The sequence below is a fragment of the Salininema proteolyticum genome, assembly GCF_042685645.1.
In the GTDB taxonomy this organism is placed as follows: Bacteria; Actinomycetota; Actinomycetes; order Mycobacteriales; family Micromonosporaceae; genus Salininema; species Salininema proteolyticum.
The window spans coordinates 1,649,086-1,662,833 of the sequence record NZ_JBHUNX010000001.1; the positions used below are offsets into that span (position 1 = coordinate 1,649,086).

A 13,748-nucleotide genomic window follows, 5' to 3' on the forward strand; every position below is an offset into this window, starting at 1 on the left:
CTGGATTCCGCGAATCGAACCACTCCTTCGATTTACGGGACTCCGGATGGGACGACGAGAAGAGAACGACGATTTCGACTGCGCCCACTGCGGCGCGCATGTCCGGGCGCTGACCAACGGCGGGTACCGCAACCACTGCCCCGTCTGCCTGCGGTCCAGGCACCTGGACGACCGCCCCGGCGACAGGGCGTCCGGCTGCGGGGGCCTGATGGACCCCGTCGGCCTGACCGACAGGCCCGGCAAGGGTTTGCAGATCCGCTTCCGCTGCCGCGAGTGCGGTGCCCGGTCGGTCAACAAGATCGCCGCCGACACCGTCCAGCCCGACGACGTCGAGCGGGTCGCGGCGGTGTCGCTCCAGGCGCTCAAGCGCTGACGAACGCGCCGAACTCGGTACCGTCCGAGTTCGGCGCGTTCTCTTTCCACGCGAACGCGTACTCGATGACCGGCGCGTCGATGACCGAGACGTAGACGACGTCCGGACGGGCGTGGAACTGTGAAGCGTGTTCGGGGACAAGGCCGATTACGGTGCCGACGCCGACCATGGCCAGCGCCTCGCCGAAAGAGGAGACGCCGAAGGCGTGCCCGACCTTCTCACCCGACGGAGTCTCGCGCAGGACGCAGCTGCGCTCCCAGTACTCCGGCGGCTCCCCGTCGAGCGCGAAGGTCGACTCTCCGGCCAGCTCGTCGAGGTGGACCGATTCGCGGTCGGAAAAACGGTGGCCGCGGGGCACCGCGAGTACTCGTGGTTCGCTCAGGATCGCCTCGGCGACCGAGACGCCGGGCTCTTCCACGGGAGTCTCGGTGAGCAAGAGGTCCACCGCGCCCTCGCGCAGCGGCCTGACCGGGTCGCCGATGTGCGTTTCCGTCAGCCGGATCCGAACATCCGGCCGGACTCGGGTGTAGGCCGCCTTCGCGCTGGTGAGGAGCCCGGCGGTGAGCTGCCCGAGATAGCCGACGCGGATCTCTCGGACAGGGGGCCGCGCCGAGGCCGACGCCTTCTCCCAGGCCGATAGGACGTCGGCCCATGCGGGGGCCAGGTCGGCCCGCAGTTCGTCGCCGAGGGCCGTGAGGGAGACGCGACGGGACGTACGTGTGAACAGGGGCGCGCCCAACCGTTCTTCGAGGCCGCGGATCACCTGGCTGACTCGGGAGGGCGAGACGCCCGCGCGCCCGGCGGCCTTGCCGAAGTGGAGTTCCTCGGCGAGCGCCAGGAAGATCTCGATCTCGTGCCGTTCCATACCGCCTCCATTGTTGAGTCTCGCTCATCGAACGTGTAACGGCGGGCCGATGTTCCCGGCGGCGGTCGGACCTAGTTTTGAGCGGTTCCAGAGAACGGAGAGGAAGAGATCATGCCGCTCGTATTGATTTCCCTGGCAGCGGGGACGTTCGCCATAGGCACGACAGAGTTCGTCGTGGCCGGGATCCTGCCCGAGATCGCGGCGGAGTACGGAACGTCACTGCCCGCGGCCGGATCGCTGGTGTCGGTCTACGCGCTGGGAATGGTCGTCGGAGCTCCGCTCCTGACCGCCTTGACGGTGCGAATGCCCCGCAAGGGCCTCATTCTGGGGCTGCTCGCGTTGTTCGTGGCGGGCAACCTCGTCAGCGCTTTCGCTCCGAGCCTCGCGGTCCTGGTGGTCGGCCGCGTGATGTCGGCCTTCGCCGGCGGGGCCTTCGCGGGGACGGGTATCGCGGTGGCCACGCGGTTCGTGCCGCCGGAGAAGAAGGCGAGGGCGGTGGCCTTCGTCTTCATGGGGCTGAGCGTCGCCAACGTGGTGGGCGTTCCCTTGGGGACGGTCGTCGGGCAGAACCTCGGGTGGCGCTACGCGTTCCTGATAGTGACGGCGATCGGCGTTCTGTCGATGGCCGGCGTCGCGCTCACCATGGAGCGCCTACCGAGGCCGCAGGGTACGGGGCTCGGCGGAGAACTGGCCGTCTTCCGCAAGGGGGAGGTCTGGGCGGCCATTGCCGCCACCGCCCTGGGCTGGGCGCCGATGCTGGCCGTCCTGACCTACATCGCACCGGTCGTCACCGAGGTGGCCGGCGGCCCAGAGACGCTGGTAGCGGGGATCATGCTGCTGTTCGGCGCGGGCATGCTGGCCGGGACGCCGCTGGGCGGCCGCCTGGCGGAGCGGAACCTGTTCCAGGGCCTGTTGTGGGCCCTCGTGGCGGTGGCGGCGCTGTCCGCGTCCTTCACTTTCATGGCAAGGTCCCCGCTCACGCTGGCCGTCGCGGTGGCCGCCTTCGGCGTCGCCACCTCGGCCACGCTGCCCCTGCTGCAGACGTGGGTCATCGGGGAGGCCGCCGGGGCCGAGGGGCTGGCCTCGGCGGCGAACATCTCGGCGTTCAACATCGGCAACGCCCTGGGGCCGTTCCTCGGCGGTGCGGCCGTTAGCGCGGGCCTGGGCCGTCTCTCGCCGTCCTGGATCGCGACGGGGCTGGCCGCCTCGGCGGTCGTGGTAGTCGGGCTCGTGGCGGCGTCCCGGAATCGGTCCGGAGATCCCGCAGGGACCGCCGACCCGGAACCCCGGCGGAACCTACCGGCGCAGAGCCGTGAACCAGAGCGCTCCGGCCGATAGGACCGCGGCGCAGACGACCAGCGCGGCGGCCATGCCGAAGGCGGAGTGGAGCGCGGAGACGAGGGGAATCCCGGCGGCCATGCCCAGATACCGGGCCGAGTTGTTCGCCCCCGAACCCATGCCGGCCCGTTCGGGCGGAACCGACCCCACCGCGATCTGGGCCAGGGCGGTATTGGAGAGCCCGTACACCGATCCGGCAATGAGCGCCGTCGTCCAGGTCCAGGCGGCGTTCCACTCTCCGACGGCCGTCGCCAGGAGCAGGAGGGCGCCGGCGGCGGCGACCATGACCAGGACGACGAGTCCGCTCATCGATACGCGGATCCTCTTGGCCGCCAGGGCCGTGCCGACCGCGACGGCGGAGAGCGCGGCGATGAGCCAGCCGGCGTGGGCCATGGACAGGCCGAAACCGAACTGCCAGAAGGTGGGCATGTAGTTCGTCGCGCTCGCCAGGGTGGCGCCGACGATCAAAGCCCCCGCCACCGAAACGGTGAACGGGGGAGAGCGGAACAGGGACAGGTCGATCATGGGTTCCTTCCGGCGCCGTTCGACGGCGGCGAAGCCCGCCGCGAAGCCGGCCGCGGCGGCGATGAGCGCGAACGCCGTCGGATCGCCCAGGCTGAGGCGCAGTCGGATGAGGCCGGCCATGAGGAGCCCGATCGCCACGCTGAGGAGGACGGTTCCGGGCAGGTCGAAGCGGCGGGCGCGAACGTCTCTGGACTCGGTGAAGACGAACGGGGCGGCGATGCCCATCGCGGCGGCGAGCGCCCCGATGGTCCAGAAGTGGCTGTGCCAGTCGAAGGCCTCGGTGAGAGTGAACGCGATGGGGACGCCGACGGCGACGCCGGCGCCGGTGAGCGCGCCGTAGGCGGCCGTCGCCCTCCGTCGCCCGGGCCCGTCGGGGAAGGCGGTGGCGAGGAGGGCGAGGCTGGAGGTCAGGAGGGCGGCCATGGCGGCTCCCTGGGCGATTCGCGCGGCGATGAAGACGCCGGTCGTCGTCGACACGGCCGCCAGGAATCCGGTGGCCGCGAGGAGCGCGGCCCCGGCGATGAACATGAGCCGGCGTCCGAAGAGGTCGGCGAGGCTGCCGACGGCGAGCATGGGCGCGGCGAGCCCGAGCGACACGCCGTTGAGGATCCAGGTCTGACCCACGGGTCCGGCATGGAGGCCCTCGGCGATGCGGGGCATGATCACGATCGTGGAGGAGAAGTTCGTGAAGACGAGAAGCGGCACCGCGCATGCGAGTGCGAGCACGGCCGTGGGGCGGGTGCGTGATCGGGTCTTGGTCAACGTGGCTGTCATGGTGCGGCCTTTCAAGGTTCAATGAATGAACTAATTCAGGCTAGCACAAGGGTTCAATGACCGAACTCTGGTAGAGTCGGGGCATGGCACTGGGAAAGGACTACGCCGGCCAGCACTGCGGACTGGCCCGCGCACTGGAGGTCATCGGCGAGCGGTGGACCATGCTCGTCATCCGCGACGCGTTCTACGGAGTCAGGCGGTTCAACGACTTCGCCGTCCAGCTCGACGCCCCCAAGGCCGTCCTCACCGACCGCCTGCGCCGGCTCTGCGACGCCGGGGTGCTGGAGAAGCGCCTCTACCGCGAATCGCCGCCGCGCTACGAGTACGTGCTGACTCCGCGCGGCGAACGCCTCTGGCCGGCCCTCCACTCCCTCGTCCAGTGGGGCCAGGAGTTCAGCGAGGAACCTGTGACCCGCGTCTTCACGCACACCGCCTGCGGCGGCCGCCTGGACGGGAACGCGTTCTGCCCCGAGTGCGGTCTCACGCCCCCGGCCGGCGACGTCGCCACTAGGCCCGGGCCCGGGCCGCAGCGGGACGACCCGGTCAGCCGAGCCCTGGCCGCGCCCCACCGCCTCCTCGAACCCCTTGTGGTGGAATGACTTTCACCGAAGCGCGCGACTGAGAAGGAGGCGGCGGGTATTTGTCGCCTACCGGACAGAGACGACAGTGGCGTGTCGTGCCCCGCGCCGGTGAACGGTCGACTACCGTGAGGGGCCCATTGCGCATCCGACGCCGGAGAGGGGGAGTCTCCTCCGGCACGAGGATGTGCGACCTTCACTCGAATCAATGGTTCTGTGTCGCTGCCGGCCCCGCCGGCAGAGGCGCCGACGGGGCCGTCGACGGGGGCGCTTCCCGCCGACGGCCCCGTTCCTCGTCCACGGGAAGCAAAGGGGGCGAACGGCCATGGCCTGGGAGATCCCCATCGCGGCGGGCGCGGCGATCGCACTGAGCCCGCCGCTGGCACGCGTCGTGTCCCTGGCGGCGGTGAGGGAACCGCCGTTCCGACTCTTCACTGCCGTCAACGCCGCGGTGGCCGTGAGCCTCTGGGCCGGAACCGGACACGCCGACGCCCTCCAGAGGACCGCCTTGACGCTCACCGCCCTCGCGGTCATTCCGGCGGTATGGATCGACCTCTACCTCCAACGCCTTCCGAACGTCCTCGTCCTGACGCCCTACCCCCTGGTCGGCGCCTGCGTCGCCGCCACGGCCCGCCCGGACGCCATGATCCGGTGCGCGCTCGCGGCCGGAGCGGCCATCGCGATCCACGCGGCGGGCGTCGCGCTGGGGCAGATGGGGGCCGGCGACGCGAAGCTGGCCGGGGTCCTGGCGATGGGACTGGCCTGGGACGGGTACGCGCCGGCCGTCGTCGCCGGCGTGGCGGCGGTGGTCGCGGGAGGGGCGACGGCCCTCGCCGCGAGAGGAGGACGCGTGATCCCCTACGGCCCGGCCCTGGCGCTGGGCGCGTGGGCGGGGCTGGTCCTCGCCATGTGAGGCGGGGCGTGAACGGCGGCGTGGCGCCCGCTCCCTAGAGTGGCGTCTATGAGAGATTCTCCGCCGGAGCCGAAGCGTCCCTTCCCTCCGTCTCTGCTCGTCCGCAGCCTCATCGCCGCCGGGGCCGCCTACTTCATACCGACCGGCTGCCTGCTGGTCGGCATAGAGGTCGTGAACAGGGGCTCCGACGGCCGCGGTCTCGACGCGCTGGGAGACCTCATCCTGCTGATCACCGTCGTCATCGCGCTGTTCGTCGTGCTCTCGCCGCTGACGGCCTGGACGATGAAGCTCCCGCTGCCCGGCCTCTACGCCCTGACTCCGCCCGTGGCGCTCCTCGCCGCGGCCGGGATCGGCGATCTCGTCGACTCCAACGACGCCGACCTGTGGATCGGCATCGCCGCCTTCGCCGCGATCAACCTGGGCCTGACCGCCGGCACCGTCGGCCACCGGCGGTGGGACCCGGACTTCGAGGCCCCCAGCGGCGTCGACTACGCCGGGCTCGGAGCCACCGTCGCCGTCGTGGGCCTCTACTTCCTCGGCATGGTCGTCCACATCTCCGGGACTTCCTGAACCCGAGCGTGACCCGGCCGTCACCATTGTGCTCAAACCCTGGGACGCGCGGGCCGCGGACGCCGCGCGGCCCGCCCGCATGGCACACTTGTGAGGTGTTGCGATGGATGACAGCAGGAGAAAGCCACGGCCCCGAACTGGTCGTGACGATTGACGGACTCCCCGCGGGAATCGAGGTCTCGAGCGAGAAGATCGCCGCCGAGCTCGCCCGCCGCCGCCTCGGCTACGGCCGCGGCGCGCGCATGAAGTTCGAGGCCGACGAGGTCTCCTTCATCGGCGGCGTCCGCCACGGCTATACCCTCGGCTCGCCCGTCGCGGTCAAGATCGGCAACACCGAGTGGCCCAAATGGGAGAAGGTGATGTCCGCCGACCCGGTCCCCGCCGAGGAACTGGAGAACCTGGCCCGCAACGCGCCGTTGCGCCGCCCCCGCCCCGGCCACGCCGACCTCGCCGGCATGCAGAAGTACTCCCACGAGGACGCCCGCCAGATCCTGGAGCGCGCCTCCGCCCGGGAGACCGCCGCGCGGGTCGCGGGCGGAGCGATCGCCAAGGCCTTCCTCGAACAGGCCCTGGGCATCGAGATCCTCTCCCACATCACCGCGATCGGCTCCGTGTCGGTCAAGGAGGGACTGCGCCCCGCACCGGGCGGTCTGGACGAGGTCGACGCCGACCCGCTGCGCACCGTCGACCCCGAGGCCTCGGCCCGCATGGTCGCCGAAGTCGACAGGGCCAAGAAGGACGCCAACACCCTCGGCGGCGTCGCCGAGGTCATCGCCTACCGGGTCCCGCCCGGACTGGGCAGCCACGTGCAGTGGGACCGCAAACTGGACACCCGCATCGCCGCGGCGCTCATGTCGATCCAGTCGGTCAAGGCCGTCGAGATCGGCGACGGGCTCATGCAGGCCCACTCCTTCGGCTCCGAGGCCCACGACGAGATGGTCCCCGCCGAGGGAGGCGTCCACCGCGTCACCGACCGGGCCGGAGGCCTGGAGGGCGGCATCACCACCGGCCAGCCGCTGCGCGCCTCGGCCGCGTTCAAGCCGATCTCCTCCCTGACCCGCCCGCTCAAGACCATCGACGTCGACACCGGCGAGAGCACCGAGGCGATCAACCAGCGCTCCGACGTCTGCGCCGTTCCCGCCGGCGGCGTCGTCGCCGAGAGCATGATCGGATACGTCCTCGCCGAGGCCGCCCTGGAGAAGTTCGGCGGCGACAACGTCCGCGAGACCGAGCGCAACGCGAAGTCCTACCTCGAGAACCTGGCGGTCGGCATCGATGAGTGACCCGATCGTCCTGGTGGGCCTCCCCGGAGCCGGGAAGACCACCGTAGGCAGAGCCCTCGCCGACCTGCTCGGCGCCGAGTTCCGCGACACCGACGAGGACATCGCCGCCAAGGCCGGCAAGCCCGTCAGCGAGATCTTCGTCGACGACGGCGAAGAGGCCTTCCGCGCCATGGAGAGGGCCGCCGTCGCCGAGGCCGTCGAGAAGCACGGCGGCATACTCTCCCTGGGCGGGGGAGCGGTCACCAGCGAGGAGACCCGCCGCGTCCTGGCCGAACCCGTCGTCGTCCACCTCAAAGTCGAGATCGCCGAGGCCCTGCGCCGCGCGCAACTCGACGCCCCGCGCCCGCTGCTGCGCGTCAACCCCAGGGCGACCCTGCGAGCCCTGGCCGAACAGCGCCTGCCCCTCTACGGACAGGTCGCCACCCACGAGATCGAGACGACCGGCAAGAGCCCCGAGCGGCTCGCCCGCGAGATCGCCCGCCTCACCCGGTGGAGGAGCGTTCCGGTCAACGACCGCGAACGCCCCTACGAGGCGCACATCGGCGCGGGGACGGCCGGACTCCTGGAGGAGTACGCCGCCGACGCCGACCGCGTCGCCGTCATCCACACCGCCTCGACCGAGCCCCACGCGCGCGAGATCGCCGCGCCCCTGATCGACGCCAAGCACGTGGTGACCCTGGAGATTCCCGACGCCGAACAGGGCAAGGACCTCTCGGTGCTCGCCCAGTGCTGGGAAGCGCTGGGAGAGGAGACCTTCACCCGCACCGACCTCGTCGTCGGCGTCGGCGGCGGAGCGGTCACCGACCTGGCCGGATTCGCCGCCGCCACCTGGCTGCGCGGCATCGACGTCGTCCACGTGCCCACCTCCCTGCTGGGCGCCGTCGACGCCTCGGTCGGAGGCAAGACCGGCATCAACACCGCGGCCGGAAAGAACCTCGTCGGCGCCTTCCACACGCCGCGAGCGGTTCTGTGCGACACCCGCTACCTGCGCACCCTTCCGGAACGGGAAGCTGCCGGGGGACTGGCCGAGATCGTCAAGGCCGGCTTCATCGCCGACCCCGGCATCCTGGAGCTGATCGAGAACGACCCGCGGGCCGCCCTGGACCCGTCGGGCGACCTCGTGCCCGAACTCATGGCCCGTGCCATCGCGGTCAAGGCCGAAGTGGTCGGCGAGGACCTGAAGGAAACGGGGAAGCGCGCCTTCCTCAACTTCGGGCACACACTCGCCCACGCCATCGAGAAGCACGAGGACTACCGCATGCGCCACGGCGAGGCCGTCGCCATCGGGATGGTCTACGCCGCCGAGCTGGGCCGCCTGACCGGCAGGGCCGACCTCGTCGCGCGCGTCGAGGCGATCCTGGAGTCGGTGGGGCTTCCCACACGCTACAGTGGAGCCGACTGGGACTCCCTGCACGGCACCATGCTCGTGGACAAGAAGAATCGCGGCGCGACGCAGCGGTTCGTCCTCCTCGACGCGCTCGCCGAGCCCGCGGTGGTCTCGGACGTGCCCGTCGAGGCGCAGCGAGAGGCGTTCGCCAGGGTGAGGGAAGGGGAGGCCCCGGAGTGAAGATCCTAGTCCTCAACGGCCCCAACCTCAACCGCCTGGGGAAGAGGGAGCCGGGCATCTACGGCTCGGAGACCCTCGACGACCTGGCGGCGCGGCTGGAGAAGCGCGGCCGGGAGCTCGGCGCCGCGGTCGAGACGCGCCAGACGAACCACGAGGGCGAGATGCTCGAGTGGCTCCACGAGGCGGCCGACGGTTCCGTCCCTGTCATTCTGAACGCCGCGGCCTGGACCCACACCTCGGTGGCAGTCGCCGACGCCGTGGCGCAGAAGACCGCACCCGTCATCGAGGTGCACATCTCCAATGTGCACTCACGGGAGCCCTTCCGCCACCACTCCTATATATCGGCGCACGCCGACGGGATCCTGGTGGGGCTGGGGACGGACGGCTACCTCCTCGCCTTGGAGCACCTGGCGCGCTAGCAGGGGAGAAACCGACGAACTCCCCGCGTGAGGACGCCTCGGGTGATTTCATGGGACGGTGGACCTTCGCAATAGGATCGCCGGGCTCATGCCCGAGCTGACCGAGAAGCTCGAACACCTGGTCGCCATACCCTCCATCGCCTTCCCCGGATACCCCGAGGACAGGGTGAGGGAGGCCTGCGACTACATAGCCGCCCAATTGCGGGAGGCCGGAGTCCCCGAGGTGCGGACCCTCGACCTCCCCGACACGGCCCCCATCGTCGTCGGCGAGATCCCCGCGCCCGAGGGCGCCCCCACCGTGCTGCTCTACGCGCACTACGACGTACAGCCCTCCGGCGACGAGACCTCCTGGGACACGCCGCCCTTCACTCCCACCACCGTGGACGGCGCGGTCTACGGGAGGGGCGCGGCCGACTGCAAGGCCAACGTCGTCGCCCACCTCGGGGCGCTCAAGGCCTTCGACGGCAGGCCTCCCGTCGGCGTGAAGATCGTCATCGAGGGCCAGGAGGAGTACGGCTCCGCGTTCGACGACTACCCGCCCGAGAATCCCGAGCTCTTCCGGGCCGACGCGATCCTGGTGTGCGACACCGGCAACATCAGGGCCGGAACCCCGACCCTCACCACCGCCCTGCGCGGTGTGGCCGACGTCTTCGTCGAGGTGAGAACCCTCAAAGCGCCGGTGCACTCAGGACAGTTCGGCGGAGCCGCCCCCGACGCGCTCCTCGCGCTCACCCGCGCGCTGTCCACACTGCACGACGAGGACGGGAACGTCGCCGTCGAGGGGCTGCGCCGCGACGCGTGGGAGGGCGCGAACTACACCGACGAGGAGTTCGCCGAGATCACCGGCATGGAACCGGGAATGCCGCTCATCGGCTCCGGACCGGTCGGCGAACGCCTCTGGTACGGACCGGCCGTCACGGTCATCGGCCTCGACGCCCCGCCGGTCGACACCGCCGCCTCCGCCGTCGTGCCCTACGCCAGGGCCTACCTGAACGTCCGCGTCCACCCCGAACAGGACGCCGCCGAAGGCCAGAGGGCCGTCGTCGAGCACCTCCGCAAGGCCCGCCCCTTCGGCATCGACCTCAAGGTCACCGGCGGCGACACCGGGTCCGGCTTCGCCGCCCGCACCGACGGACCCGCCTACGCCGCCATGTCCCGCGCCATGGAGACCGCCTGGGGAGAGGAGACCGTCGACATGGCCATGGGCGGCTCCATCCCGCTGACGACCTCGCTGGCCCGGGCCAACCCCGGCGCCGAAGTCCTCATGCTCGGAGCCGAGGACGGGAAGTGCGGCCTCCACGGCTTCAACGAACGCGTCCTCCTCAGCGAACTGGAGAATACCGCCCTGGCCGAGGCCGAGTTCCTCCGCCTCTTCGCCGAGACCCGCCGATAGAGAGAGGGGCGACCCGCCCATGAGCACCGACGTCAAGGAACCCGCCGAGACCGACGAGGAACAGCCCGCCGGGAAGTGGAGCTTCCCCTCTTCCTACACCGTCCTGGCGATCGTCACCCTCCTGGTGTGGCTGGCCGCCTTCTTCATCCCCGCCGGGCAGTACCGCACCGACGAGGACGGCAGGCCCGTCTCCGGAACCTACGAGCAGATAGCCTCCGACCAGTCCTTCATAGACCGCCTCCGCGACCTCTTCCTCGCCCCGGTCAACGGCCTCTACGGCATCCAGGAGTCCGACGGCAGGGTCGGCCCCGACCTCTCCGGAGACCTCTACGGGGCGGCGGCGGTGTTCTTCTTCGTGCTCGCCGTGGGCGCCTTCATCACCGTCACCTTCGCCACCGGGGCGCTGGACCGCGGCATCGGCCGCCTCGCCTACCGGCTGCGCAACCGCTCCCTGCTCCTCATCGTCGGCATCATGGTCATCTTCGCCGTCGCCGGCACCGTCGAGGGCTTCGCCGAGGAGACCCTCGGCTTCTACGCCCTCATCATCCCCCTCATGCTGGCCCTCGGCTACGACCGCATGACCGCCGTCGGAGCCATCATCTGCGGCGCCGGAGTCGGCGTCCTGTGCTCCACCGTCAACCCCTTCGCCACCGGCACCGCCTCCTCGGCCGCCGACATCCCCATCGGGGACGGCATCGTCCTGCGAGTCGCCATGCTCGTCGTCCTCACCGCCGTCACCATCGCCTACGTGCTCTGGTACGCCAACCGGGTCAGGAAGGACCCCGGGAAGTCCTGGTCGGGATGGCAGAAGGGCGACCACGACATCGAGGCCACCACCGAACCCGACCCGCTCACCGGGCGCCAGAAGACCGCCCTGTGGCTCGTCGTCCTCACCTTCGTGTTCATGATCTTCTCGATCATGCCCTGGTCGGAGATCATCAAGGGACCCGACGCCGAGCCCTACGGCTGGGAACTGGGCTGGTACTTCTCCGAACTCACCGCCCTCTTCCTGGTGGCCTCCGTCATCGTCGGCCTCGTCGGCGGGCTGGGGGAGAAGGCCATGTCCTCCAAGATCGTCGAGGGATTCGGCGACTTCGTCGGGGCCGGATTCGTGATCGTGCTGGCCAGAGGCGTCACCGTCATCATGAACAACACCGAGATCACCTCCACCGTCCTCCACTCCCTGGAAGGAGCTGTGTCCGGGACCTCGTCGGCCGTGTTCAGTGTGGGCGTGTTCATTGTTAACATTCCCTTGGCGTTCTTGATCCCCTCGACCTCCGGGCATGCCACCCTCGCCATGCCCGTCATGGCCCCGCTGGCCGACTTCGCCGGGGTCCCCCGCTCCCTGGTCGTCACCGCCTGGCAGTCGGCCTCCGGGTGGATCAACCTCGTCACGCCCACTACGGCAGTGGTCATGGGCGGCCTCGCCCTGGCGAAGGTCCGATACGACAGATACGTCAGGTTCGTCGCGCCGCTCATGGGCATTCTCTTCGTACTCATCTGCGCTTTCCTAGCGATAGCGGCCTGGACAAGTTAGTTGGATCGGTGAACACGCAGACCACCACCGAGCAGGGGAGCCCCGCGACTCCGGGCTCCCCGCTCCCCCCTGGAAAGAAGAAGGGGAAGTTCTCCTTCCCCAGCGCCTACACCGTCATCGCCCTGGTGACGGTCCTCGTGTGGCTCGCCGCCTTCCTCATACCGCCCGGAAGCTACGAGACCGACGGCGACGGCCGCCCCGTCCAGGGCACCTACGAGCCCACCGCCGTCGACCAGAGCTTCATGGACCGGCTCAAAGACCTCTTCATGGCGCCCGTCAACGGCCTCTACGGCGTCAAGGACGCCGCCACCGGAGCCATCGCCCCCGACGCCAGCGGCGAACTGTACGGTGCCGCGGGCATCTTCCTCTACGTCCTCTCCGTCGGCGCCTACATCACCGTCGTCATGAACTCCGGAGCCCTCGAACGCGGCATCGGCCGCCTCGCCCACCGCCTCCAGGACCGCGGACTCACCCTCATCACCGCGATCATGGCCGTCTTCGCCCTCGCCGGCACCGTCGAGGGCTTCGCCGAGGAGACCCTCGGCTTCTACGCCCTCATCGTCCCGCTCATCCTCGCCCTGGGCTACGACCGCATGACCGCCGTCGGAGTCATCATCGGAGGCTCCGGCATCGGAGTCATCTGCTCGACGGTCAACCCCTTCGCCACCGGGATCGCCTCGGGCATCGCCGGCACCAGCGTCGGCGACGGCATCGCCCTGCGCCTGGCCATGTGGGTCTGCCTCACCACCCTCGTCATCGCCTACGTCCTGCGCTACGCCATCCGCGTCAAGCGCAACCCCGCCCGCTCCCTCTCCGGCTACCTCGACGGCGACCACGACATCGACGCGACGGCCGCCCCCATGCCCGAACCGCTCACCGGACGCCAGAAGACCATCCTCTGGACCGTCGGCCTCACCTTCGCGTTCATGATCTTCTCCATCGTCCCCTGGGCCAGCGTCATCCAAGGCCACGAGGCCGACCCCTACCCCTGGCAGCTGGACTGGTTCTTCCCCGAGCTCTCCGTCCTCTTCCTCGTCATGGCCGTCGTCGTCGGCGCCATCGGCAGACTCGGCGAAAAGGGCACCACCGACGGCATCATCGCCGGCTTCGGCGACTTCGTCGGCGCCGGCCTGATCATCATCCTCGCCCGCGGCGTCACCGTCATCATGAACAACGCCCACATCACCGACACCGTCCTCAACTCCCTCGAAGGGGCCGTCTCCGGAACCGGAGGCGCCACCTTCAGCGTCGCCGTCTTCCTCGCCAACATCCCCATCAGCTTCCTCGTCCCCTCCAGCTCCGGATCGGCCACCCTGGTCATGCCCATCATGGCGCCCCTGGCCGACTTCGCCGGAGTGCCCCGCTCCCTGTCCGTCACCGCCTGGCAGGCGGCCTCCGGGTGGGTCAACCTCATCACCCCCACCTCCGCGGTCGTCATGGGCGGACTCGCCCTCGCCAAGGTCCCCTACGACAAATACGTGCGATTCCTGGCCCCTCTGCTGGGCCTTCTCCTCCTCACCGTGTCCGCCTTCCTCACAGTCGGCGCGTTCCTCGCGTGAGCCGGGCCGCCCCGGTGAGTATGATTGACTGTCGGTGTACTCGTCCCTATCAAC

Annotated in this window: 13 protein-coding genes and 1 pseudogene; 12 read left to right on the plus strand and 2 right to left on the minus strand. The window is 70.1% G+C overall.

The window, feature by feature from the left end:
• Nucleotides 1-46: 46 nt before the first annotated feature.
• Nucleotides 47-373 carry an RNHCP domain-containing protein gene (locus ACFTE1_RS07725; protein WP_380621848.1) on the plus strand — a complete coding sequence of 109 codons (327 nt, stop codon included), beginning with the start codon at nucleotides 47-49 and terminating at the stop codon, nucleotides 371-373.
• Here the strand turns inward: ACFTE1_RS07725 and ACFTE1_RS07730 are convergent.
• On the minus strand, nucleotides 363-1,238 hold the full coding sequence (locus tag ACFTE1_RS07730) for a LysR family transcriptional regulator (protein WP_380621846.1): 876 nt from the start codon (nucleotides 1,236-1,238) through the stop codon (nucleotides 363-365). The two genes, ACFTE1_RS07725 and ACFTE1_RS07730, sit on opposite strands and share 11 nt — an antisense overlap.
• A 111-nt stretch (nucleotides 1,239-1,349) precedes the next feature.
• On the opposite strand from ACFTE1_RS07730, the gene ACFTE1_RS07735 reads away from it, so the two are divergent.
• On the plus strand, nucleotides 1,350-2,576 hold the full coding sequence (locus ACFTE1_RS07735) for an MFS transporter (protein WP_380621844.1): 1,227 nt from the start codon (nucleotides 1,350-1,352) through the stop codon (nucleotides 2,574-2,576).
• On the opposite strand, the gene ACFTE1_RS07740 is transcribed toward ACFTE1_RS07735, so the two are convergent.
• Nucleotides 2,535-3,875, minus strand: coding sequence for an MFS transporter (locus ACFTE1_RS07740; protein ID WP_380621842.1), 1,341 nt, complete (start codon nucleotides 3,873-3,875; stop codon nucleotides 2,535-2,537). The two genes, ACFTE1_RS07735 and ACFTE1_RS07740, sit on opposite strands and share 42 nt — an antisense overlap.
• 83 nt (nucleotides 3,876-3,958) lie before the next feature.
• Here ACFTE1_RS07740 and ACFTE1_RS07745 point away from each other — a divergent pair, with 83 nt between their 5' ends.
• The 10 genes and pseudogenes from ACFTE1_RS07745 (at nucleotide 3,959) to ACFTE1_RS07790 (ending at nucleotide 13,694) form a co-directional block, all read left to right on the plus strand.
• Nucleotides 3,959-4,474, plus strand: coding sequence for a winged helix-turn-helix transcriptional regulator (locus ACFTE1_RS07745; RefSeq protein ID WP_380621840.1), 516 nt, complete (start codon nucleotides 3,959-3,961; stop codon nucleotides 4,472-4,474).
• 304 nt (nucleotides 4,475-4,778) lie between these two features.
• A complete protein-coding gene (locus ACFTE1_RS07750) occupies nucleotides 4,779-5,366 on the plus strand; it encodes a prepilin peptidase (protein ID WP_380621838.1) in 588 nt (195 codons plus the stop codon).
• Nucleotides 5,367-5,414: 48 nt separating this feature from the next.
• Nucleotides 5,415-5,936 (plus strand): hypothetical protein, encoded by a 522-nt coding sequence (locus ACFTE1_RS07755; protein ID WP_380621836.1) that lies wholly within the window; start codon nucleotides 5,415-5,417, stop codon nucleotides 5,934-5,936.
• Between the two features lie 95 nt (nucleotides 5,937-6,031).
• Nucleotides 6,032-7,219: a chorismate synthase gene (gene aroC / locus ACFTE1_RS07760; RefSeq protein ID WP_380621833.1), complete on the plus strand. Its 1,188-nt coding sequence runs from the start codon at nucleotides 6,032-6,034 to the stop codon at nucleotides 7,217-7,219.
• A pseudogene (locus ACFTE1_RS07765) lies at nucleotides 7,212-7,688 on the plus strand (shikimate kinase); the annotation flags it as partial. The gene aroC and the pseudogene ACFTE1_RS07765, both read left to right, overlap by 8 nt.
• Before the next feature lie 3 nt (nucleotides 7,689-7,691).
• Nucleotides 7,692-8,786 (plus strand): 3-dehydroquinate synthase, encoded by a 1,095-nt coding sequence (gene aroB, locus ACFTE1_RS07770; RefSeq protein WP_380621891.1) that lies wholly within the window; start codon nucleotides 7,692-7,694, stop codon nucleotides 8,784-8,786.
• Nucleotides 8,783-9,205 (plus strand): type II 3-dehydroquinate dehydratase, encoded by a 423-nt coding sequence (gene aroQ / locus ACFTE1_RS07775; protein WP_380621831.1) that lies wholly within the window; start codon nucleotides 8,783-8,785, stop codon nucleotides 9,203-9,205. Before aroB ends, aroQ begins: the two co-directional genes overlap by 4 nt.
• An 88-nt stretch (nucleotides 9,206-9,293) precedes the next feature.
• On the plus strand, nucleotides 9,294-10,598 hold the full coding sequence (locus ACFTE1_RS07780) for a M20/M25/M40 family metallo-hydrolase (RefSeq protein WP_380621889.1): 1,305 nt from the start codon (nucleotides 9,294-9,296) through the stop codon (nucleotides 10,596-10,598).
• Between the two features lie 19 nt (nucleotides 10,599-10,617).
• Nucleotides 10,618-12,135, plus strand: a complete 1,518-nt coding sequence (locus ACFTE1_RS07785) for a YfcC family protein (RefSeq protein WP_380621829.1) — start codon at nucleotides 10,618-10,620, stop codon at nucleotides 12,133-12,135.
• Nucleotides 12,136-12,143: 8 nt separating this feature from the next.
• Nucleotides 12,144-13,694 carry a YfcC family protein gene (locus ACFTE1_RS07790; RefSeq protein WP_380621827.1) on the plus strand — a complete coding sequence of 517 codons (1,551 nt, stop codon included), beginning with the start codon at nucleotides 12,144-12,146 and terminating at the stop codon, nucleotides 13,692-13,694.
• Nucleotides 13,695-13,748 lie beyond the last annotated feature (54 nt).